Source organism: Streptomyces sp. NPDC059788 (genome assembly GCF_042732265.1).
Taxonomy (GTDB): Bacteria; Actinomycetota; Actinomycetes; order Streptomycetales; family Streptomycetaceae; genus Streptomyces.
The window spans coordinates 114560-136167 of the sequence record NZ_JBHWHY010000015.1; the positions used below are offsets into that span (position 1 = coordinate 114560).

Consider the following 21608-nt stretch of genomic DNA (forward strand, 5'->3'; position numbering starts at 1 on the left):
GGCTGACGGGTCCTGCCCCCGGCGGGCCCGTCAGGTGATGTCCGTGACGGTCACCGTCACGGCGACCGCCGGCGCGGCTTCGCCCGCCGCCCCCAGCGCCTCCTGGACCGCCGCCGCGACGCGTGGCCGGACCGCGCGCGCCACGTCCAGGGCACGGTGGCCGCGCCGGACCGCCAGGTGGACGCGGATGCACCAAGCCCCGGGCTCGGGACCGCGTTCGGCCCGTACGCCCGCGACGCGGCCCTGCCGGCCGCCCGGCTCCGCGCCCCTCGGCCCCGGTCGGCCCTGCTCCGGCCGGACGGTCTCGTCCGCCGCTTCTGCCGCCCCAGGAGACTCCCCCGCCCCACCCGTACGCAGCGGTCGCCATGCCACCGTGCCCCGCAGCAGTTCGCCCAGTCCGGGCCGGAGGAAGGCGACGCCGGGCGTGGCCCTCGCGGCCTCGGCCGCGGCCCGCAGCACCGCGGCGTGCGGCCGCGCGTCGCCGCCCGTCACGTGACTCATGGCGTGCTCCCTTCCCCGGCACCCGGGCCCGCGTCGCCGCCGCCGTCCCCCTCGACGAGGTCGACGACGGTGACATCCACCTCCCCGACGGTCAGGCCGACGCCGTCCCGCGCCGCCGCGCGCACCCGCTCCCGTACCCGGTCCGCCAGGGCGGGCAGCGGCCAGTCGTACCCGGCCGCCAGCTCCAGCGCCACCTTCATGGGGCCCTGCGGCGCGAGCAGCGTGACCCGGCAGCTGCCCGCCTGCACGCCCGGCAGGGTCTCGGCGGCGGCGCGGAAGGACTTGGCCGCCGCGGCCTCGGTGATCCACGCGTCGTCCTCGGGCCCGCCCAGCGGCAGGGTCCTGCCGGGGCGGAGTTCGGTTCTGACCAGGTCCATCACCCGCGCCGTGAAGCGTTCGGCGCTGCGGTCGTCCTCGTCGCCCCCGGCGGTCCGCCGGGCCTGGCGCACATAGGTGTCGAGCACACCGAGGCCCGCCAGCGCCTCCTGGCAGTACGGGCATCCCGCGACGTGCGGATCGGCACTCGCGCCGGCGCCCGGGCCGGCGGGACCGTCCGGGCGTCCGGCGGTGTCCGGGTCCGCGGGGCCCGGCTCGTGCCCCTCCCACACGGACGACAGCGCGCGGCCGCAGGGCAGGGTCGGGTCGTCGTGCTCACCTAGCGCCATGCGCCCATCGCCTCCGTCAGATAGCGGCGTGCCCGGAAGACCCTGCCACGGACCGCCTGGTGGCTGATGCCCACCACCGCGGCGATCTCCTCGTACGGCAGGGCGTGCAGTTCGCGCAGCACCCAGCAGGCGCGCTGTTCCGGGGTGAGTCCGTCCATCGCCCGCATCAGCGCCTCGACGGCCGCGGTCGACTCGGCCGCCCGTACCGGTGACGACGCGTGCTCGGGCGCGCTCGGCTCGGGTACGGAGCCGAGGTCCTGGGTGGGTCTGCGGGCCCGCAGCAGGTTCAGGCACCGATTGGTGACGATGCGGTACATCCAGGTCGCGAAGGAGGCGTCGCCGCGGAACTCCGGGATTCTGCGCCACGCGCTCACGAAGGCGTCCTGCACGGCGTCCTCCGCGTCGGTGCGGCTGCCGAGCAGCCGGGTCGCCAGGTGCAGGAGCTGCGCGCTGTGGCGGCGTACGAGCACCTCGAAGGCCCCCTCGTCCCCCTCTCCGGCACGTACGGCCAGCAGGGCGTCGCTGGGTTCGGGCACTCACCGGCTCCTTCCATCCCTGTTCCATTTTCACCGATCAGGACGCAATTGTCGGATTCTGTGCGGCCTGCGGGCGATTCCCGGTGCCGGCGGTCGCCGCTCCCGCCCCTTCCCGGCGGTCCCGGCGCCCACCGACACCTACCACCGCGCACCGCCGGACGGAGCACGCCTAGCACGCTTGTACGCTGCGCAAACGGGCAGACGGACCTGGCGCGGACGAGCCGGGCGCCCGCGCACGGCACGAGGAGAGGACGGACACACCATGGGCGGGAGCGGTACGGACCGCGGGCTGTGGCGGGCACTGCTCACGGCCGGCGCCGGGAGGCCGCGCGCACGCGGCACCGCGCGGCCCGGCTGGCCCCGTATCCGGGCCGCGGCCCGGCGCACCCCGGTCTCCATCTGGAACGACGACGTGTCCGACTGGGCGGCCAGCCTGACGTACTACTCGGTGCTGGCCCTGCTGCCCTCGGTGATCGTCACCATCTCGCTCATCGGCCTCGCCGACCCGGCGTCCACCGAGGAGCTGATCAACCACATCAGTTCCCTCGCCCCGGCCGGTTCGGGCGGCACCGTCCGCCGCGCCCTGGTCACCATGGCGCACCAGCGCACCGCCGCGTGGCTGCTGGTCGGCGGCGCGCTGGTCAGCGCCCTGTGGTCCTCGTGCAGCTATCTGGCGGTGTTCCGGCGGGCCCTGCACGCCATGTACCGTGTCAAGGACGACCGGCCGCCGTGGCGCAAGGCGCCGCGCATCCTCGCGACGGCACTGCTGCTGATGGCGCTGCTGATCAGCAGCGCGGTCGCCCTGCTGGTCAGCGGGCCGATAGCGCGCGCGGCCGGGCGGCGTCTGGGGCTCGGCGAGGCGGGCGGGGCGATGTGGAACCTGTTGCAGTGGCCGCTGTTGCTGCTGCTGGCCGTCGTGCTGGTGATGGTGCTCTTCCGTACGGGTCCGTCGCGCACACGTGGGCGGCGGGCGGTGCCCGGCGGGGTGGTCGCGGTGCTGCTGTGGCTGGTGTCCTCGGCCGGTTTCACGTTCTACGCCTCGTACGTGGGCACGTTCAACCGGCTCTACGGGTCACTCGCCGGGCCCGTCGTCTTCCTGATCTGGCTGTGGTTCTCCCACCTGTCCCTGCTGAGCGGCGCCCAGTTCAACGCCGAACTGGCCCGGATGGAGAGTTCCGACGCCCGTACGGAGAGCCCGGACGGCGACGGCCGCGCGGCCGCCCGTGAGCCCGGGGGCGGGGCCGCGGGACCCCAGGGGCCCGGCGGGAGGGCCGCGGGACCGGAGAGCTGAGCGCCGCCGGTCAGCGCGCGCCGTGGCCGGTGGCGATCTCCTCGACCCGGTGGGCCAGGGTGAAGTCGAGGGCGGTGACCGCGTTGCCGGCGCTGTGGGTGTTCACGGCGACGGTGAGGGTGTTGTAGCCGAGGGTCAGCTCGGAGTGGTGGTTCAGCTCCTCCTGGATCTGCGCGACATGGACCACCATCGCGGCGGCCGGCAGGTGCTGGTCGAACGTGTAGGTGCGGGTCAGCCTGCCGTCCGTCACCGACCAGCCGGGCAACTCCGCGAGGCGGTCCTCGATCTCCTTGTCCGTCAGCGGGTCCGTTTGAGCGTCCATCTCGCTCCGCCTCTCCGTCACAGCGCGTGGCCGCACGCACCGCCCGTACCACCGGGCCGTCCGTGCCTTGTAGATTGCAGCAGTTCCAGCGTGGCACGCCGAGGACGCTTTCCCGCCAATGTACGGACGCCCACGCCGGAGGCTTCCGGGGTCAGGGGGCCGCTTCTATGCTCCTGCGCCTGACGGGCCGTCCGTCACATGACGTGGTGGGGAGTGACCGTGGGCAACCTGAACCGTATGGAGCACGCGCGCACGGACGGTGGCGGGAACCCCCGGCGGGCGTTCCTGGGCGGGGCGGCGGCGGTGGGCGGCGCGCTCGCCCTCGGGGCCGGCGGTACGGCGTATGCCGCGCCCGCACCCGCGCCGACCACCGCCCGGCGCCGCGCCGCGGGCCGGACCGTGGCCGTCCTGGGCGGCGGCGTGGCCGGGCTGACCGCCGCGCACGAACTCGCCGAACGCGGCTTCCAGGTCACCGTGTACGAGCGCAAGCCCGGCGGGCTGGGCGGCAAGGCCCGCAGCATGGACGTGCCGGACAGCGCGCGCGGCGGCCGCAGACCACTGCCCGGCGAGCACGGCTTCCGCTTCATCCCGGGCATCTACCACAACCTCCCGGACACGCTGCGCCGCATTCCGTTCCCCGGCAACGCCCATGGCTGCCATGACAACCTCGTCGCCTCGACCGAGGTGATGTTCGCCCGTACCGGCGGCCGGGAGGACATCCGCATCCCGTTCTCCGCCGTCGGCACTCCCCCGCCGGTGCTGACGCCCGACGCGTTCCTGCGCATGGTGACGGGGCTGCTGGACACCGCGACCCGCCTCCCCGCTCATGAGGTCGCGTACTTCGCCAACCGGCTGCTGGTCTTCCTCACGAGCTGCGACCGGCGCCGGCTGGAGGTCTGGGAGCACACGCCGTGGTGGCGCTTCCTGCGGGCCGCGTCGATGTCCGCCGACTACCGGCGCCTCCTCGCGATCGGCCTGACCCGCAACATCGTCGCGACCAAGGCGGAGATCGCCTCCACCCGTACGGTGGCGACCTGCGCCGAGGCCTTCGTCTTCAACCTGCTGGGCCGGGGCGCGGACGGGCAGCCGGACCGGGTGCTGAACCTGCCCACCAACGAGGCGTGGATCAACCCGTGGGTGGCGCATCTGCGGACGCTCGGGGTGGAGTTCCGCGTCGGGTGGGCTGTACGGGACCTCCGGCTGGCGGGCGGGCGGATCGCGGAGGCGGTCGTCACCGACCCGCGGGGCGCGCGGCAGTCGGTCGTCGCCGACCACTTCGTCCAGGCGATGCCGGTCGAGCACGCCCGTGCCACCTGGAACGCCGCCGTCCGGGCCGCCGACCCCCAACTGGCGCGCTGCGACAAGCTGGCGACGGACTGGATGACGGGCATCCAGTTCTATCTGACCGAGCCGACGCCGATCATCCACGGGCACATCAACCACATCGACTCGCCGTGGTCGCTGACCGCCGTCGGCCAGGCCCAGTACTGGAAGGGCCGGAACTTCCCGGCCGACTACGGCGACGGGCTGGCCGCCGACTGCCTGTCGGTGGACATCTCGGAGTGGGACCAGCCCGGCATCCTGTACGGGAAGACGGCCAAGCAGTGCACGCGCGAGGAGGTCGCGCGGGAGGTGTGGGCGCAGATGAAGGCCGGCCTCAACGACACCGGAGCGGCCGTGCTGCGCGACGCGACGCTGCACTCCTGGTTCCTGGACCCGGCCGTGTCCGGGCTCGGCACGCCGCACCCCGCCAACGACGAGCAGCTGCTGATCCACCCCACCGGCTCCTGGCAGAACCGGCCCACGTCCCGTACGGCGATCCCCAACCTCTTCCTCGCCGGTGACTACGTGGCCGTCGACATCGACCTGGCGACGATGGAGGGCGCCAACGCGTCCGCGCGGCAGGCCGTGAACGCGCTGCTGGACGCGGCCGGTTCCGCCGCCGAGCGGTGCGCGGTCATTCCGCTGTACCGCGCACCGGAGTTCGCGGCGTTCAGGAGGCACGACGAGACGCGGTACCGGCTCGGGCTGCGCAACGCCTTCGATCTGGGCTGAGTCCGCGGAGGGGGGCGCTTCAGCGCGGCCCGGGGTCCACGCGGGCCGCCCTGGCCAGCAGGAGTTCCCTCTCCCGCGCGTTACGGGCAAGGGACGCGGCCCGCTCGAACTCCCCGCGCGCCTCGGCCGCCCGCCCCAGGCGCGCCAGCAGGTCTCCCCGCGCGCTGGGCAGCAAGTGGTAGTCCTTCAGGGCGGGATCGGCGGCCAGGGCGTCCACCAGCTTCAGCCCGGCGGCCGGCCCTTCGGACATCGACACGGCGACCGCGCGGTTCAGCTCCACCACCGGTGACGGGGACAGCGCCAGCAGCCGGTCGTAGAGGGTGGCGACGGCGGCCCAGTCCGTGTCCTCGTAGCGGGACGCCACCGCGTGGTGCGCGGCGATCGCGGCCTGGAGCGAGTACGGACCGTGCCCCGCGCGGTGCAGGGCGTCGACGCCGCGGCGGACGAGCATACGGTTCCACTTGGCGCGGTTCTGCTCGGCCAGCAGCACCGGCTCGCCGTCGGGCCCCGTACGGGCGGGTATGCGCGACGCCTGGAACTCCAGCAGCGCCGCCAGACCGTGCACTTCCGGTTCGTCCGGCATCAGGTTCGCCAGGACGCGGGCCAGCCGGAGCGCGTCCTCGCACAGGGCCGGGCGCACCAGGTCGTCCCCGGCCGTCGCGCAGTACCCCTCGTTGAAGACGAGGTAGATGACTTCGAGGACCGAGGAGAGGCGGGCCGACCGTTCGGTGCCGTACGGCACTTCGAAGGGCACCCGGGCCTCGGCCAGCGTCCGCTTGGCCCGGACGATCCGCTGCGCCACGGTCGGCTCCGCGACGAGAAAGGCACGGGCGATCTCCGGTGTGGTCAGCCCGCCGAGCAGCCGCAGGGTGAGGGCGATACGGGCCGGGGCGGGCAGCACGGGGTGGCAGGCGGTGAAGATCAGCCGCAGCAGGTCGTCGTCGATGTCCTCCGCGTCCGCCGGTTCGGGCGGCGGTACGTCCTCCAGGGCCCGCCCGACCTCGGCCAGTTTGCGGGCGTATGTCTCCTTGCGGCGTACGAGATCGACGGCGCGGCGCCTGGCGATGGCCATGAGCCAGGCGCCCGGCTTGTCCGGCACGCCTGACTCCGGCCACTGTTCCAGCGCGGCGACCAGGGCGTCCTGCGCGAGTTCCTCGGCGATGCCCACGTCCCGCACCACGCGGGTGACACCGGCGATGATCCGCGCGGACTCGATCCTGAACACCGTCTCGACCGTCGCGGTCGCGCCTGCTGCCGTCACGGCCACATCAGACCAGCCGTTCGGGAGGGCGGCAAGCGCGGCCGGCTCAGCAGCCCTCGGTGATCTCGCGGACCTCGGCGGTGACGGTCCAGTACTCCTCGTGGACGCGCAGGAACCGGCTGGTCCACTCCAGGGCCTCGGCCCTGTCCTTGGCCTGGATGATGGAGTAGCCGCCGACGACCTCCTTGGTCTCGGTGAACGGGCCGTCGGTCGAACTGAGCTTCCCGCCGGACCAGGTGACCCGGGTGCCCTCGGCGGTCGGGGCGAGCCCGGCGTTGTCCAGCATGACCCCGGCCTTGGTGATCTCCTCCAGCAGCGCGCCCATGCGCTCCAGCAGTTCGGGGCTCGGGCCCTCGGCGGGGGCGTTGTTCTCGTCGATGCGGATCAGCGTCAGGAAGCGCGGCACGGTGACTCCTCGGTCGTCCGGACGGGGCCTCTCCCCGCCTCTCACCCCTGCGTCGAACGGGACACGGTCGAATCGACAGGTCCGCCGAACTTTTCCGAGGACTTTTTCCGCGACGCCACGCCGCGGGACGGGAGGAGCACACCTCCCGTACAGGCGTGCGGAATCGGTTACGGTTCGGCACATGACGACTGCTGCGGTCCCCCCGAAGACGACGTCCGGGACTCAGGGGGTGGGTGCGCTGCTGCGCGAGTGGCGGCTGCGGCGCCGCGTCAGCCAGCTCGACCTGGCCCTGCGCGCCGACTCCTCCGCCCGGCACATCAGCTTCGTCGAGACCGGCCGTGCCCGGCCCAGCCAGGAGATGGTGCTGCGCCTGGCCGAGCACCTCGACGTACCCGTACGGGAGCGCAACGCGCTGCTGATCGCCGCGGGGTACGCCCCCGGCTTCCCGGAGTCCCCCTTGGACGACCCGTCGATGGACGCCCTGCGGACCGGTATGGAACGCCTCCTGACCGGCTACGAACCGTTCCCGGCCCTGGTCGTCGACGCCACGTACCACGTCGTCGCCGCGAACCGGGGCATCGAGGCGCTGCTGGCGGACATCGGCGGGGACCTGCTGGAACCCCCGCTGAACGCCATGCGCATCACCCTGCACCCCGCCGGGCTCGCACCCCGTATCCGCAATTTCCTGGAGTGGCGCGAGCACCTGCTCGCCCAGATGCAGCGGCAGTTGGCGGTCCTGCGCTCCGCGCCGCTGCGGGCGCTGTACGAGGAGGTCAGCGCCTACCCCCTGCCCGAGGGCGGGCGGGAGACGGCCGCGGGCGGCGGCCACGCGCCGTACGCGCTGCCGATGGTCGTCGAACTCGGCGGGCGGACACTGTCGTTCATCTCCACGATCGCCACGTTCAACACGCCGATGGACGTGACCGTCTCCGAACTCGCCCTGGAGACCTTCCTCCCGGCGGACCCGGAGACGGCCGAATTCCTGCGGACGTGGCTGCCGTAGCGCCCGCTCCCCCGTAGCGGGCGGACGGCGCCGGCTCACATCGCGGGAACGCGGTCCAGGAAACCGGAGACGGAGCGGATACGGCCGTCCGCCGCGAGGGCGGCGACATCGAATCCGGCGACCGGGGCCGAGCCGTCCGGCGCCACCAGCTCCCAGCCGAACCGGACGAGGTCGTGGTGCCCGTCCGGGGCGCCCAGCGGCCGGAACACGAAGCCGGGGAACTGCGTGTGGGCCCCGGCGATGACGGCGGCGAGCTGCTCGTGCCCCGCGGCGTCGGCGAGCGGGTCGGTGTAGGTGGCGTCCTCGGTGAAGGCCGCGGCGACGGCCTCGGCCGTGCCGCCGTCGTCCGCCCCGGCCGCGTTCCACGCCGCGAAGTACCGCGCGACCGCGTCCTCGTACCGCTCCGCGCCCGCCTGCCGGGTGTCGGTCTGTGTCATGGCCGAACTCCTCACGTTCTCGTCACGTGGTGCGGGGCGCGTGGTGCGCCCCGGCCCCTCTTCGAGGGCCGGTCCGCGGGCCGGAGTGCGCCGGCCCGTGAACCGGTACCCCAAAGATGCCGGGGTGCGGGGAACGGGTCGATTACGTGGCAGGTAATGGGACGGGCCCCGAGCAGGTGCTCACGCCCCGTCCCGCCACACCACCGGCAGTGCGGCGGGCCGGATGAACATCGAGTCCTCGTCCCACGGGATGTCCCCGGCCGGGACGGCCGGTTCGAGGGAGCCGAAGCGGTCGAAGAGGCGCTGATAGGCGACGGTGAGGATCATGCGGGCCTGGTTGGCGCCGATGCAGTAGTGCGGGCCCGCGCCGAAGGTGGGGTCGGCGTTCTCCGTACGGTGGATGTCGAAGGCGGCCGGGTCCCGGTAGTGGGCCGGGTCCCAGGTGGCGCCGAGCATCGTCGCGCACACCGCGTCGCCGCGCCGGATGGTGACGCCGTGCAGCTCCACGTCCTCCAGGGCGATCCGCGGCAGCCCGAGCACGCCGTTGTGGTGGTAGCGCAGCACCTCCTCGGCCGCGCGGGACCACAGACGGGGGTCGGCGCGGCAGGCGCGGAGCTGGGCGGGGTGCCGCATCAGCGTCAGCGGGCCCAGCGACAGCGGGGAGACCAGCGACTCCGCGCCGGTGATCATCAAGAAGGAGGCGGTGCCGAGCAGTTCCTCTTCGGTGACGGTGCCGTGGTCGCACGCGCTCATCAGGGCGCCGACCGGGTCGTCCCGCGGATCGTCGGCCAGTCCCCGCCGCACCTCGACGACCTGCCGCGCCAACGCGGCGGTGCGCCGGGTGGCCGCCTCCACCACGGCGCGGTCGGTGCCGAAGCTGGTGTGCACGGTGAAGCTGTCGACGAACGCTTCACGCACCGTGGGCGGCACGTCCAGCAGCGCGCAGACGATGCGGGACGGCAGCGGCGCCGCGAACGCCTCCAGCAGGTCGCAGGAGCCGGCCCGCTCGGCCATCGCCGCCACGGCCGCGTCGACCAGCGCGGCCACCAGCGGCCGCTGCCGCTCGATGCGCGAGCGCGTGTAGTACGGGGCGATGACGCGCCGGATGCGGGTGTGGTCGGGCGCGTCCACGTTGAAGATCGAGCCCGGTACGGACGTGAAGTCGTCGCCCACGATGCGGGGCGCGGCCCCGCCCCCCTCGCCGGACCGGCGCGCGACGGTCAGATCGCGGGTGAAGCGCCGGTCGGCGAGGACCGCGGCGATGTCGTCCTTCCGTGTGATCATCCAGGCGCGGGTGCCGGACGGCAGCACGACGGGGCACACCGGCCGGTGGGCCCGTGCCCAGTGCACCAGCGGCGGCGGAGTCCCCAGCGGGCCGCGCGGGAACGGGTAGTCGAGCGGCAGGTCCGGGGTGCGGTCGGGCATGGGAAGGCTGCTCATGGCCCATCATCTTCCCGGCCCTGCGGGTGGGGCGACAGGTCGCGGCCGGACGCGAGGGGTGCGGGCGGCCGGGTGGGCGTCAGGTGCCCGTGCCGGGGCCGGCCGGTTCGCCGCCGTGGCCGAGGAGTGTGGCCAGCGTCCGCTTGACGGCACTGCCGGGGTCATCGGCGAGGTGGTCCGCGCGCCAGGCCACGAAGTGGTCGGGGCGGACGAGCACGGCTCCGTCGGGAGCGAGGCCGGGGAGAGCGCCGTCGGGCACACGGTGGGCGTTCAGGGTGAGGCCGAAGGCGGCGGCCGCCCCGGTGGCGGCGGGCAGCCAGGGCGCGCCCCGCGATCCGGTGAGCAGCGCCCAGTCGCGGCCCACGAGGTCGAGGGTGGAGGTCAGGGCGGCGTCGGTGCGCTCCAGCGGCCGGTGCGGCAGCCGGTGGCCCGGGTGGATGTGGTCGGTGAGGGCGTCGGGGCCGGTGCGGGTGACAGGGCCGGTGGAGGCCTCGGGACCGGTGTGAGCGTCGGTGCGGTTCGGCGTCTGCGGGGCGGGCGTGGCGTCCGGAGTGCCGGGCGCGGCCGGGACGAGGGCTCCCGTGGGATACGCGTAGCGCATCATCGCGCGTACGTAGTCCCGCGCCGCCAGCGCGTACAGCTCGTTCGGGTCGTCCCCGCCGAGGGACCGGTAGCCCCGGTGCATGCCGCGGGACAGCGCGAGGGAGGCCCGTACCGCGGCGCGGCGCTCCGGTTCGTAGGTGTCCAGCAGCCGCCCGGCGGCCTGGCCGTGCAGGACGGCGGCGAGTTTCCAGGCGAGGTTGTGGCCGTCCTGGACACCGGTGTTCATGCCGAGCCCGCCCGCCGAACTCTGGACGTGCGCGGAGTCGCCGGCGAGGAAGACCCGGCCGCGCCGGAAGGCCGAGGCCACGCCGACGGCCGCCTCCCAGGCGTTCACCGCCACCAGGTCGAGGGGCAGGCCGGGGTCGCCGATGGCGGCCCGCAGCAGCGTCAGGGCGCGGTCCGCCGGGAGCGGCGCGATGCCGTCCGAGTCGTCCGGCCGGCCGGGGTAGTCCATGAGGTGCGAGACCCACTGGTCGCCGCCGTTCAGGGAGAAGACCGTCGCGTAGACGTCCGCGTTGCGCACGAAACACAGGGCGTCGCGGCGGCCGTCCCGGGCGGGCGGCAGGTCGGCGCGGTAGAACGCGGTGTGCAGCCGGGCGACCACCTCGCGGTCGGGCACAGTGATGCCCAGCAGGCGCCGTACGGTGCTGTGCGCGCCGTCGGCCCCGATCACGTAGTCCGCGACGATGCCGTGCTCCTCGCCGGTCCCGGCGTCGGCGAGCCGTACCCGTACACCGTCCGGGCCCTGTTCGAGGCCGGTCAGGGCGGTGCCGGTCCGTATGTCACCGCCGCACCGCAGCAGTTCGTCCCGCGCCAGCCGCTGCACCTGGAGATGGTTGAGCACCAGCCGGCTGTCGACCGGACTGCAGGACCGCAGCCACCGTACGTACGGCTCCGGAGGCGCCACGTGCTGCCGTTCGACGCCCAGCGCACTGTCCTTGAACTCCGCCTGGAAGGGCTCGGAGCCGTGCCAGCCCGTCCGCTCGACGGCGTCCCGGAGGCCCGCCGTCCGCAGCAGTTCGAGCGTGCGGATGCTGGTCATCGCCCGTGGCGGGCCCGCGAAGGGGTCCCGCTTGTCCACCACGAGGGTGGGCACGCCCCGCTGGGCCAGGAACATCGCGGTGGTCAGTCCCACCGGCCCGCCGCCGACCACGAGCACCGGCACCGCCGTGGGGAGCGGCCGCCCCGCCGCCGGCCGCTCCCCCGCCGTCCCGGGGCCGTCGGCCCCCGCTCCCGCTTCCGTCATCGCGTTCCGTACGCGCACAGCACACACCGTCCTCGTTCCCCCGGCCCGGTCCGTCGCCGGGCCCGGTCCGCCCAGCGTGGACGCTCAAGCCGACTTGAGCGCAAGATGGGTCCGTGCCCGACGACGATGACGACGAGCTGCGTTCGATCAGTGAGGTGGCCCGCTGCTTCGGGCTGCCGGTGTCCACGCTGCGGTACTACGACGAACTGGGCCTGCTGCCGCCCGCCGGGCGCCGCGGGAACGTACGGCACTACGGGCGGCGGGAGTTGCGCCGGCTCGCGCTGATCCGGCATCTGCACCACGGCGGCATGATGAGCCTGGCGGACACCGCCGCCGCCCTCGGCGAACGCGGCTCGGACGGCGTACGGCGACCGCCGGGCCGGGCCGTGCTGACCGGCGCCATCCAGCTCATCGAGGACCGCGTGGCGGATCTCCAGGCCGCGCAGCAGCGGCTCGCCCATCTGCTGACCTGCCCGACCGACGACCCGGTACGGGAGTGCACGCTGCTGCGCGAGGAGTTGGACCAGTACGTGGCGCAGGCGCTGGACCGCTGAGCCGCGCGGCTCCCGGGGGCGGGCAGGGTGTGGCCGGCCCCCCGGCGGCACACCGGGACGCCCCCCGTCGTACCGGGGGGAGAGCAGGCTGTCATGTCCCGTGCGCGGTCAGAAGACTCGTCCGCATGACGACACGCATCGAGTCCGCCCCCGTCCCGGCCGCCCCGGAAGCGCGCGCGGGCAGCGACTTCGCCCGGCTGTCGCGCCGGGTGTCCGAGGCGGGGCTGCTCCGGCGGCGGCCCGGTTACTACACGGTCCGGCTGTCCCTCGTGACGGCCGCGTACGCCGGAGGCTGGGCGGTGTTCGGCGCGCTCGGCGACACCTGGTGGCAGCTGGGCACCGCCGTCTTCCTGGCTGTGGTGTTCGGGCAGGTAGCGCTGGTCACCCACGACGTGGCGCACCTGCAGGTGTTCCGCACCCGGCGCCCCGGCGAGATCGGCGGGCGGCTGTACGGCAACCTCGCCGTCGGCATGTCGTACGGCTGGTGGATGCACAAGCACACCCGCCACCACGCCAACCCCAACCACGAGGAACTGGACCCGGATGTCGCGCCGGACATCCTCGTGTGGTCGCAGGACCAGGCGCGCGCGGCACGCGGACTACCCCGCTTCATGGGGCGGCACCAGGCCGGGCTGTTCTTCCCGCTGCTCACGCTGGAGGGCTTCAACCTGCACGTGTCGAGCGTGCGGGCCCTGTGGTCACCGGCCATGAAGAACCGGGGCGTCGAGGCGGTGCTGCTGCTGACGCACATCGCGGTGTATCTCGGCGCACTCTTCCTCGTCCTGTCCCCCGGCAAGGCGCTCGCCTTCCTCTTCCTCCACCAGGCGGTCTTCGGCGTCTACCTGGGCTGCACGTTCGCGCCCAACCACAAGGGGATGCCGACGCTGACCGGTGACCAGCGGCCGGACTTCCTGCGGCGCCAGGTGCTCACCTCGCGCAACGTACGCGGCGGGCGGCTGACCGACCTCGCCCTCGGCGGCCTCAACTACCAGATCGAGCACCACCTCTTCCCCAACATGCCGACGCCGCACCTGCGCCGCGCCCAGGTGATCGTGCGCGCCTACTGCGCCGAGATCGGCGTCCCGTACCACGAGACGGGGCTGCTCGCCTCGTACGGCGAGGCACTGCGCCACCTCCACCGGGTGGGCGAGCCGCTGCGTGGGGAGCGGGCCTGAACCGCTCCGTCCGGAGCGGTTCAGGGGCAGCTTCCGGGAGGTCAGTCGTGGTGGCAGGCTTCGGCTGCGGCTTTCAGGTCGCCCAGCCATGTTTCGAGGCCCCGGCGGAGGACCTCGGTGGCGAAGGGGACGTTCGCGTCGACCTGTTCGCCGGTGTGGGTCTCCTCGGTGCTCACCCGGACGCCGCCCCTGACCCGGGTGAAGTTCCATACGTGGACGCCGTCGATGCGCAGCCCTTCGCCGACCGCGGGGCCGGTCCAGCGGATGCAGGAACCGTACCTGAGCTGCCGGACGGTCGAGGTGATGTCCAGACTGGTGGCGGGGGTCGCGGGGTTGGGAGGCACCGGGGCCGTCCACCGGAACGCCGCGCCCCGGCGGAGCGGGCCGTCGTCGAGGCGTTCCACGGTCTGCACGCCGTCCTGCCAGGCGGGCCAGCTCTCCACGTCGCTCTGCAGCTTCCAGATGGTGTGCAGCGGCGCGTGGATCACGGTCTCGGTCCGGTGGCGGACGGCGGCGTCGGGGTCGACGCCCTTCCCGCGGCAGGTGAGGGACTTGGCAGGGTGGGAGGGGGCGGCCCCGGCCGGCGCGACAGCGGTGCCGAGGACACCGATGGCGACGAGCGGGACGGTGAACAGGGCGGCGCGGGTACGGGTACGAGTACGGGTTCGGGCGTGAGCGCGGGTGCTGGTGCTGGTGCTGGTGCTGGTGCTGGTGCTGGTGCCGCGAGTTCCGGTCATGGGGTTCCCCTGAGTCAATGAGTGCGTTTGCGTTGGCTGTTGAGGCGTGGGCGCAGGGCTGCCGGGCAGGCGTGTCAGCGCGCCGGGAGGCGCCGGACCCGGGCCCGGCGGAGGGCGACGACGACGCCGGCGGACGCGGCGACGATCAGCCCGACGAACACGGGGTGCATGTCCTTGGACAGGCTCTGCGCCCCGTCGGGCCGCGCCAGCCACACGACGAGCGGGACGGCGTAGGTGACGGCGAGCAGAACGGCCGCCCGCCGCACCGCCCGGTCGTGAACGCGGCGCAGGACGCCGGCCAGCACGAGCGCGACCGGAAGGGCCGCGATCAAGGCGTACTGCCCGACCACCATCACGGGGACCGCCCAGGAGGAGACGGTCACCGACAGCGGAGCGCGCCGGTCGTTGCGGATGTGCGGTGACTCGACCGTGGTGGCCATGGAGGTCTCCTCGTCCGGTGGAATGCGCGGACGCGCGGACGCACCGCGCCGCCCATCCACGCAAGTTAGAAGTTACTGCGTTCGTTAGAAGTTATAACCGCCAGGCGGCGGGAGGTCAACGGATTCGTCGCACCCTCCCAACCGGAGGGGCGCGTCCCGCTTGCGGTATCCGGTTATCTTGCTCGGGCCATCTCGTCAGCCCGACAGGGCGCCACAAGCAGGGAGCTGAAATGGGCGCACAGGACGACTCGCAGGACACGGCCCGCGGACTGCGGGCGATCTGCGACGAGTTGTCGGACCGCTTCTACGAACGGGCCGACGTGGTGCGGACGCTGGTGGTGACGCTGCTGGCCGGACAGCACTCCCTGGTGCTCGGCCCGCCCGGAACGGCGAAGTCCGAGATGGCCCGGGAACTCACGGGCCGGTTCGAGGGGGCGTCCTACTGGGAGATCCTGCTGTCCAAGTTCACCGCGCCGACCAGGATGTTCGGTCCCGTCGACGTCGCCGCGCTGGCCCGGGGCGAGTACCGGCAGGTCTACGACGGCCGCGCCACCACCGCGCATGTCGCGTTCATCGACGAGATATTCAAGTGCTCCACCGCGGCGCTGAACGAGACGCTGGGCTACCTCAACGAACGGATCTACCACCCCGAAAGCGGTGGCGAGCCGATCCGCTGCCCGCTGATCGGGGCCATCACGGCGAGCAACGAACTGCCCGGCGGCGAGGACTCGGCCGCGATCTACGACCGGCTGCTGGTGCGGATCGAGGTCGGGTACCTGGCCGACCCCTCCAACTTCGCCGCGCTGGTCCGCTCCGCCGTCAGCCGCCCCGCCGCACCGGCACGGACCACCGTCGAGCTGACCGCGTTGCAGCACGCCGTGTCCGAGGGCGTCCCGGCCGTGGACGTCCCCGACGCGATCGTGGACGCGGTGTGCACGTTGCGGGCCGCCCTGCGCCACAAGGAACTCGTCGCCTCCGACCGCCGCTGGCGGCAGGCGGTGCGCCTGCTCCAGGCGTCCGCGTACCTCGACGGCCGCCGGTCGGTCGCCGAGAGCGACCTGTCGGTGCTGACGCACGTGCTGTGGGACTCGCCCGCCGAGCGCCCGACCGTCGAGCGCGAGGTGCTGCAACTGGTCAACCCCGACGCCAGGGAGGCGCTCGACCTGGCCGACGCCATCGAGGAGCTGGAGGCCCAGCTCGACGCCATGGCCGGGCAGTCCCGCGAGGCGCTGAGCGAGTGGGTCATCAAGAACGCCCACAACAAGCTGGCCAAGGCGGGCAAGCGGCTGGAGAGGCTGCGCGAGGAGGCGGCGGGCGCCGGCCGCTCCACCGCCGCCATCGACCGGGTCACCGGCCGCCAGCGCGCCGTCCGCGCCCGCGTCCTCACCGAAGCCCTCGGCGTGGACGCGAGCACGGTGCAGGCCCAGCTCTGAACACCCGGGGGACGAAAACGATGGGCAGCACACCGAGCAGGCTCGACGAGCTGGCGGGCCCGGCCGGGAAGTGGCTGGGCCGGCCCGCCGCGACCGCCGGACAGCACACCTCGGCCGTGGTCGCGGACCGGTTCGACCGGATCACCTGGCGCGACATCCACGAGCAGTCGGCCGCACTGCGCGAGCTGGCCGAGGAGCTGGACGCACACCATGCCTGCGGCACCGGTCTGCTGACCGACGCGTTCCTGGCCGCCTACCAGGCCCGCCCGCAGTTGCGCGAGCGCGCGGAGATGGCCCCCTCCGGGCTGGTCAACCACCAGATCATGACCTCCTTGGTGGAGTCACCGGACTTCGCCGAGCTGCACCGGGAGACGGTCGCGGACCCCTACGCCGCCGCCATGGCCGTACTCGCCCAGGCCGCCGCGCTGCGCCGGATGCTGGAACGTTCCCGGGACGCCCAGGAGCGGGCCGGGCAGGCGATGACGGCGCGGCAGCACGCCGCGGGTGCGGCGGCCGCCGTGGGCGAGGCGCTCGGTAGGGCCGCCGAAGAAGCCGACGGGGACGGCGCCGTGCCGGATACGGCCGCCGCTGCCGTACGACGCGCGACCGAGGCCGCCGAAGCCGCCGAGGCCACCGCGCGACAGGCCGTCCAGGGCGCCGTTCAGTCCCTCATGGTGGCGGCTCCGGGCACCCGCGCCGCCGCACGGAGCGCGGTGGCGCGGGCCGCCGGGACCGTGCGGGAGGAGGCCGCGCTGATGCGGGCGTGGGGAGTCGAGGCCGGTGAGCTGGAACGGATGCCGTTCGACCAGCGCGCCCGGCTCGCCGAGCGGCTGCGCACGAGCCGCCTCGCACAGTGGGCGGAGCTGATCGGCCGCTTCCGGCAGATGGCCGGAGGCGAACGCGCCCGCAAGGTCGAGAACGCCGCCGGGGAGCTGGTCGGCGTCACCCTCGGCGACGACCTCTCCCGCGTGATCCCCTCCGAGCTGGCCAACCTCGGCCTGCCCGCGCTGCGCGCGGTGTTCGCCGCGCGCTACGCCGCCGGGGAGCTGATGCTCTACGACCGGCAGGGAGAGCAGACCACCGGCCAGGGCGCCGTCATCGCGTGCGTCGACACCTCGCACTCCATGTACGAGGGAGGGCCCGGCGGAGTCACCCGGGAGGCGTGGGCCAAGGCGTGCGCCCTGGCGCTGCTGGACCAGGCCCGCCACGCGGGACGGGACTTCGTCGGCATCCTGTTCTCCGCCGCCGAAAAGCTCCGGGTCTTCCGCTTCCCGGCCGGCCGGGCCACCGGCATCGCCGAGGTCCTCGACTTCGCGGAGTCCTTCCTCGGCGGCGGCACCAGCTACCAGACGCCGCTGACAGCGGCCCGCGAACTGCTGGAGGAGGAGTTCAACGACGCGGCCCGCACGCGCGGGGACATCGTGCTGCTCACCGACGACGAGTGCGAGGTCACCGAGGAATGGATGCGCGGCTGGAACGACGCCAAGCGCCTGCTGGGCTTCCGGGTCTTCGGCGTGGCCATCGGCGCCCCGCGCGCCGCCGAGGCCGACTCGGTCCTGGACGCCCTGTGCGACAACCTGCGCTGCGTCGAAGACCTCACCGACGTCCACGCGGCCGCCGACCTCTTCCGCGTGATCTGACGCGGCCCTCGGCGGAGCCGTACACGCAGTCGTACACGGAGACGGCCACGCCCCGGGTCTCCTCGGGGCGTGGCCGCGCGTGATCACCGGGCCGGGCGGCCTAGCCGGCCGTGCGGCCGTCCGTCGCGTCCGTCGCGTCCGCGGTGGCGTCCGGCGTGGCCGGGTCGTCGGCGCCGACACCGGCACCGGCGGACCGGACGGCCGCCGCGACCGCCGCCTGCTCCGCGCGGCGCAGGCGGCCCGTGCGGCGGGCCGACATGCACGCGTAGACGAGGATGCCGGCGAACAGGAACAGCACGCCCTGGTAGATCGCCGCGTAACCGGCGCCGGCCACCAGCCAGAACGTGAAGCCGAAGGCGACCAGCGCGAGCACCAGGTCCCGTGCGAAGCGGCCCGGGTGGACCTGGTCGCGGCGGCCGGTGAGCAGGAAGTAGATCTGGGCGCCGGCGGCGAGCAGATACGGCACGGTCGCCGAGAACGTCGTGATCAGGACGAGGATCTCGAAGACGCCGCCCGCGCCGATCAGGTAGTTGATCACGGTCAGGGCCGTGGCCAGCACCGAGGCGGCCAGGACGCCGAAGGTCGGCACACCGCGCCGCTTCTTCAGGAAGGCGGCCGGGAACAGCCCGTCCTTGGCGGCGGCGTACGGCGACTGGGCGCTCATCAGCGTCCAGCCGTTGAGCGCGCCGATGATGGAGACGACCGCGGCGATCGCGATGACCGTGCCGCCCCACTGCCCGCCGAACATGGCGTTCACCGCGTCGGAGAACGGTGCCTTGGAGTCCACCAGCTTGTCGTGGGCGACCGTGCCGAAGACCGAGACCGTGCCGAGCAGGTAGACGACGGCGGCGCCGATGGTGCCGAGGACGGTGGCGCGGCCCACGTTGCGCTCGGGGTCGCGCACCTCGCCCGCGCTCATCGCCGCGGACTCCACGCCCACGTAGCTGTAGAGCAGGATGGCCGCGGCGGCCGACATGCCGCCGATCGCGCTGCCGCCGCCCTCGTTGAACGAGCCGAGCTTGTCCGGGTCGAAGAAGAACAGCCCGACGACCGCGATGAACAGCAGCGGGACGAACTTCAGGACGGTGGAGACCAGCTGGACGGCGCCGACGTAGCGGGTGCCGGCGAAGTTGGAGAGCGCCGGGAGCCAGAGCGCGATCAGCGCCACCAGGAGGTCCATGCCCTTGGAGTCGTGCCCGGGGAAGAGCACGTGGACATAGCCGACGGCGGCGACCGCGAGGGCCGCGTTGCTCACCCAGGTCATGGTCCAGTAGGACCAGGCCGACAGGAAGCCGGCGAAGTCGCCGAACGCCTCACGGGCGTAGACGTAAGGGCCGCCGGTGTCCGGGTGCCGTTCGGCGAGCCGTCCGAAGACCAGGGCCAGCGCGATGGCGCCGACGGTCAGGACGCCGAAGGCGACCAGGCTGACGGTGCCGAAGGGCGCCACCGAGGCCGGCAGCAGGAAGATGCCGCCGCCGATGATGTTGCCCATCACTAGACAGGTTGCGGTCCCCAGACCGAAGCGGCGGGTGTGCCGGTCGTGCATGGCTTTGGTGGGCCTCTCGTCGTGCTGTGCGGGCCCGGGGGTGCCGGGCGACTGCTCATGGTCTTCGACCTGCGACGTTGCACAAAATCAGCGGGTAATGTCCCGCACGGCACCATCGGCCGGTGAAAATACTTCGGGCTGCGGCCCCCGCGACCGCAGTTCGTCCGCCGGGCCCCCGAGGGGTATCTGCGGCCCGTCGACCTCGCTCAGCCAGCGCCGCAGGATCTCGTGGACCTGCCCGGCACCGGTCGGTTCCGCGCCGTCGGCGGCCGGCGGGGACAGTTCGGCGGGCCACAGCAGGAAGGGTCTGCTCTGCTCGCCGCCCAGGCCGCCGTGCGAGCCGATCTGCTCCTCGAAGGCGTGCACGGCGCCGGTGGCCGGGTCGCAGGCGGAGTTGACCATGATGTCGGCGACATGCGGGAAGCCGTCCGTGCGCCGCACGGCGTCCGCGGCGCCCGCGCCGAATCCGGCGAGGGGGTCGCGGCCCACGATCCGGCCGGTGTCGAGGTGGTGCTCGGCGCCGCCGGGGCCGAGCACCAGGGCGCCGTGCGCGGCGGAGCGCACGAGCAGGAAGCCGATGCCCGGGTGGTTGGCGAGGGTGGCCAGCAGCGCCGGGTGGCGGCGCTCGATCTCCTCGCGCGTGACCCGGCCGGGCAGGTCGGGGAAGGCCACCAGGCCCAGATTCCCCGAGGCCAGCACGACGGGGTCGGACGGGCCGCACCCGTCGGTGCCCTCGGGCCGGTGCAGCGCGGCGCGGGCCGCCTCCCGCGCCTCGGCCCCGCTCGTGGTGCGCCCGGCGCGCCGGGATACGGGCAGTCCGCAGCCGGCCCGCACCAGATCCTCCAGGCCGAGCCCGTAGGCCCCCAGGAAGGTCGGGCCGGGGCTCTGGCCGTGGTCGGAGAGCAGCACGACGCGATAGCGGCGGGGGGCGTAGTGGGCGGCGTCGGCGATCAGGCCGATGGCGCGGTCCAGGCGGCGCAGCACCTGGTGGGTGTCGCGGTGCCGGGGGCCGGAGTGGTGGGCGACCTCGTCGTAGGCGACCAGGTCGGCGTAGACGGCCGTGCGGCCGGCGAGCAGGTCGCCGATCACGGCGGCGACCACGACGTCCCGCTCGACGACGGTCGCGAAGGCACGGATGAACGGGTAGAGCCCGCCGCGCTTGACGCGCGGGCTCTCCCGGCGGAACCGGGACCGCAGGGACTGGCCGATCTCGCGGAAGATCTCGGCGACGAAGGACACGGCCGTGCGGGTCGCGTTGGCCGGGTCGGAGAAGTACGCGAAATAGCCGGCGCGGGAGCGGTTGTGCCGGCCGCGGCGGGCGGCCACCGACATCACCAGCGCGAGCTGGTCGGCGCCGCCGCTGAAGAGGTTGCCGCGGCTGGCGCCGTCGAGGCCGAGCAGCCCGGCGTCGCCGGTGCGGGCCACGGCCCGGCGCTGGAGCTCGGCCGCGCCGCTGGGCCGGTTGCTGACGATCAGGCGGCCGGTCTCCTTCTCGTACCACCGGAAGGCGGGCAGGTCGTGGTTGGTGCCGTGCAGGATGCCGAGCTGGCTGGCGCCGGTCTGGCTGGACCAGTCCGTACGCCACGGGGTCAGGCGGTGGGTGCCGCCGAGCCAGCTCGCGACCGTCCCCATCAGGGGCCGCTCGCCGCTCGTCGCCTCGCGCAGCAGGTCGTGGCCGAGGCCGTCGAGCTGGAGGAAGACCGTGCCGGGCGCTATGGGGCCCGGGTCGCCGGGGGCGCCGCGGCGGCGGCCGTGCCGGCGGCCGGCCAGCCGCACCAGCCGGCGGCGGTACGCCTCGTCGTCGCGCACCGCGAGGAAGGTGGAGGTGGCGGAGGAGGTCGCGGACACCACGGCGGCGACGATCACGGCCGTCTCGGGTGCGGCCTGGCCGCGCCCCTCGGGGATCAGACCGAGGGCGACCAGCAGCAGCGAACCGTTCAGAAAGAAGACCAGCAGGCCGAGGACGAGGGCGGGCACCAGCAGCAGGGCCCGCACGAGCAGCGGCCACACCAGGGCGCTGAGCAGGCCGAAGGCGCCGGCGCCGAGCGCGGCGGTGAGGAACGTACGGGTGAGGCTCTCGCCGTCGGCGGACTGGAGGCTGAAGTCGGGGAGCAGGCCGGCGAGCACCAGCAGCGTCAGCGAGGACACCACCCAGACCGCCGTCACCCGCAGCAGGGCACCGCCTGCCGCCTTCCACCGGGGCCGTCGCATTCCGCACTCACCTCGCTCCCGCAGACCGTCACGCTGGGACACCCTCGGCGGGCATCACGCATACAGCGTGTCACAGCCCACTGACAGCGCGGCCTGTCCGGCGGCG

General features: G+C 73.8%; 20 protein-coding genes. 7 read left to right on the plus strand and 13 right to left on the minus strand.

All coding sequences use genetic code 11. The annotated features are described in order from the left end of the window. Positions 1-30 precede the first annotated feature (30 nt). From ACFV57_RS15340 to ACFV57_RS15350, 3 genes are read right to left on the minus strand one after another with little or no spacing between them, the layout of a single operon-like run. Positions 31-501, minus strand: a complete 471-nt coding sequence (locus ACFV57_RS15340; RefSeq protein WP_385231009.1) for a hypothetical protein — start codon at positions 499-501, stop codon at positions 31-33. Then, the gene (locus tag ACFV57_RS15345) at positions 498-1166 is read right to left on the minus strand and encodes a hypothetical protein (RefSeq protein ID WP_385231012.1); all 669 of its coding nucleotides are present in this window, start codon (positions 1164-1166) and stop codon (positions 498-500) included. Before ACFV57_RS15345 ends, ACFV57_RS15340 begins: the two co-directional genes overlap by 4 nt. Then, positions 1157-1702: an RNA polymerase sigma factor gene (locus ACFV57_RS15350; RefSeq protein WP_385231015.1), complete on the minus strand. Its 546-nt coding sequence runs from the start codon at positions 1700-1702 to the stop codon at positions 1157-1159. Before ACFV57_RS15350 ends, ACFV57_RS15345 begins: the two co-directional genes overlap by 10 nt. 262 nt (positions 1703-1964) lie before the next feature. On the opposite strand from ACFV57_RS15350, the gene ACFV57_RS15355 reads away from it, so the two are divergent. Next, complete coding sequence (locus ACFV57_RS15355) at positions 1965-2993, plus strand: YihY/virulence factor BrkB family protein (RefSeq protein ID WP_385231018.1); 1029 nt, start codon at positions 1965-1967, stop codon at positions 2991-2993. Between the two features lie 10 nt (positions 2994-3003). Here the strand turns inward: ACFV57_RS15355 and ACFV57_RS15360 are convergent, their stop codons facing one another. Then, positions 3004-3315, minus strand: coding sequence for a 4a-hydroxytetrahydrobiopterin dehydratase (locus tag ACFV57_RS15360; RefSeq protein WP_385231021.1), 312 nt, complete (start codon positions 3313-3315; stop codon positions 3004-3006). A 237-nt stretch (positions 3316-3552) separates the two neighbouring features. On the opposite strand from ACFV57_RS15360, the gene ACFV57_RS15365 reads away from it, so the two are divergent. After that, entirely contained in the window at positions 3553-5370 is a 1818-nt protein-coding gene (locus tag ACFV57_RS15365; RefSeq protein WP_385231218.1) for an FAD-dependent oxidoreductase, read from the plus strand. Positions 5371-5389: 19 nt separating this feature from the next. Here the strand turns inward: ACFV57_RS15365 and ACFV57_RS15370 are convergent, their stop codons facing one another. Next, the gene (locus tag ACFV57_RS15370) at positions 5390-6631 is read right to left on the minus strand and encodes an RNA polymerase sigma factor (RefSeq protein WP_385231024.1); all 1242 of its coding nucleotides are present in this window, start codon (positions 6629-6631) and stop codon (positions 5390-5392) included. A gap of 46 nt (positions 6632-6677) precedes the next feature. Then, positions 6678-7037, minus strand: a complete 360-nt coding sequence (locus ACFV57_RS15375) for a YciI family protein (RefSeq protein ID WP_385231027.1) — start codon at positions 7035-7037, stop codon at positions 6678-6680. A gap of 181 nt (positions 7038-7218) precedes the next feature. Between ACFV57_RS15375 and ACFV57_RS15380 the strand changes: the two genes are divergently transcribed. Beyond that, entirely contained in the window at positions 7219-8040 is an 822-nt protein-coding gene (locus tag ACFV57_RS15380) for a helix-turn-helix transcriptional regulator (RefSeq protein WP_385231030.1), read from the plus strand. A 35-nt stretch (positions 8041-8075) separates the two neighbouring features. Here the strand turns inward: ACFV57_RS15380 and ACFV57_RS15385 are convergent, their stop codons facing one another. The 3 genes from ACFV57_RS15385 to ACFV57_RS15395 form a co-directional block, all read right to left on the minus strand. Next, positions 8076-8477, minus strand: coding sequence for a nuclear transport factor 2 family protein (locus ACFV57_RS15385; protein WP_385231033.1), 402 nt, complete (start codon positions 8475-8477; stop codon positions 8076-8078). Positions 8478-8657: 180 nt separating this feature from the next. Further along, entirely contained in the window at positions 8658-9917 is a 1260-nt protein-coding gene (locus ACFV57_RS15390; protein WP_385231036.1) for a cytochrome P450, read from the minus strand. Between the two features lie 79 nt (positions 9918-9996). Continuing rightward, on the minus strand, positions 9997-11784 hold the full coding sequence (locus ACFV57_RS15395; RefSeq protein WP_385231039.1) for an FAD-dependent monooxygenase: 1788 nt from the start codon (positions 11782-11784) through the stop codon (positions 9997-9999). Between the two features lie 95 nt (positions 11785-11879). On the opposite strand from ACFV57_RS15395, the gene ACFV57_RS15400 reads away from it, so the two are divergent. Continuing rightward, complete coding sequence (locus ACFV57_RS15400; protein WP_385231042.1) at positions 11880-12320, plus strand: MerR family transcriptional regulator; 441 nt, start codon at positions 11880-11882, stop codon at positions 12318-12320. Between the two features lie 125 nt (positions 12321-12445). Next, positions 12446-13495 (plus strand): fatty acid desaturase family protein, encoded by a 1050-nt coding sequence (locus ACFV57_RS15405; protein WP_385231045.1) that lies wholly within the window; start codon positions 12446-12448, stop codon positions 13493-13495. A gap of 41 nt (positions 13496-13536) precedes the next feature. Here the strand turns inward: ACFV57_RS15405 and ACFV57_RS15410 are convergent, their stop codons facing one another. Together ACFV57_RS15410 and ACFV57_RS15415 are read right to left on the minus strand one after the other, a co-directional pair. Next, a complete protein-coding gene (locus tag ACFV57_RS15410) occupies positions 13537-14232 on the minus strand; it encodes an SRPBCC family protein (RefSeq protein WP_385231048.1) in 696 nt (231 codons plus the stop codon). A 74-nt stretch (positions 14233-14306) separates the two neighbouring features. Further along, entirely contained in the window at positions 14307-14672 is a 366-nt protein-coding gene (locus ACFV57_RS15415; protein ID WP_385231051.1) for a hypothetical protein, read from the minus strand. Between the two features lie 230 nt (positions 14673-14902). On the opposite strand from ACFV57_RS15415, the gene ACFV57_RS15420 reads away from it, so the two are divergent. Next, entirely contained in the window at positions 14903-16105 is a 1203-nt protein-coding gene (locus ACFV57_RS15420; RefSeq protein ID WP_385231054.1) for an AAA family ATPase, read from the plus strand. Positions 16106-16125: 20 nt separating this feature from the next. Beyond that, positions 16126-17745, plus strand: coding sequence for a VWA domain-containing protein (locus ACFV57_RS15425; RefSeq protein ID WP_385231057.1), 1620 nt, complete (start codon positions 16126-16128; stop codon positions 17743-17745). A 100-nt stretch (positions 17746-17845) separates the two neighbouring features. Here ACFV57_RS15425 and ACFV57_RS15430 read toward each other — a convergent pair whose 3' ends face one another. Both ACFV57_RS15430 and ACFV57_RS15435 read right to left on the minus strand, forming a co-directional pair. Next, a complete protein-coding gene (locus tag ACFV57_RS15430) occupies positions 17846-19291 on the minus strand; it encodes an amino acid permease (RefSeq protein WP_385231060.1) in 1446 nt (481 codons plus the stop codon). Between the two features lie 87 nt (positions 19292-19378). Further along, entirely contained in the window at positions 19379-21502 is a 2124-nt protein-coding gene (locus tag ACFV57_RS15435; protein ID WP_385231063.1) for a phage holin family protein, read from the minus strand. Between the last annotated feature and the right edge of the window lie 106 nt (positions 21503-21608).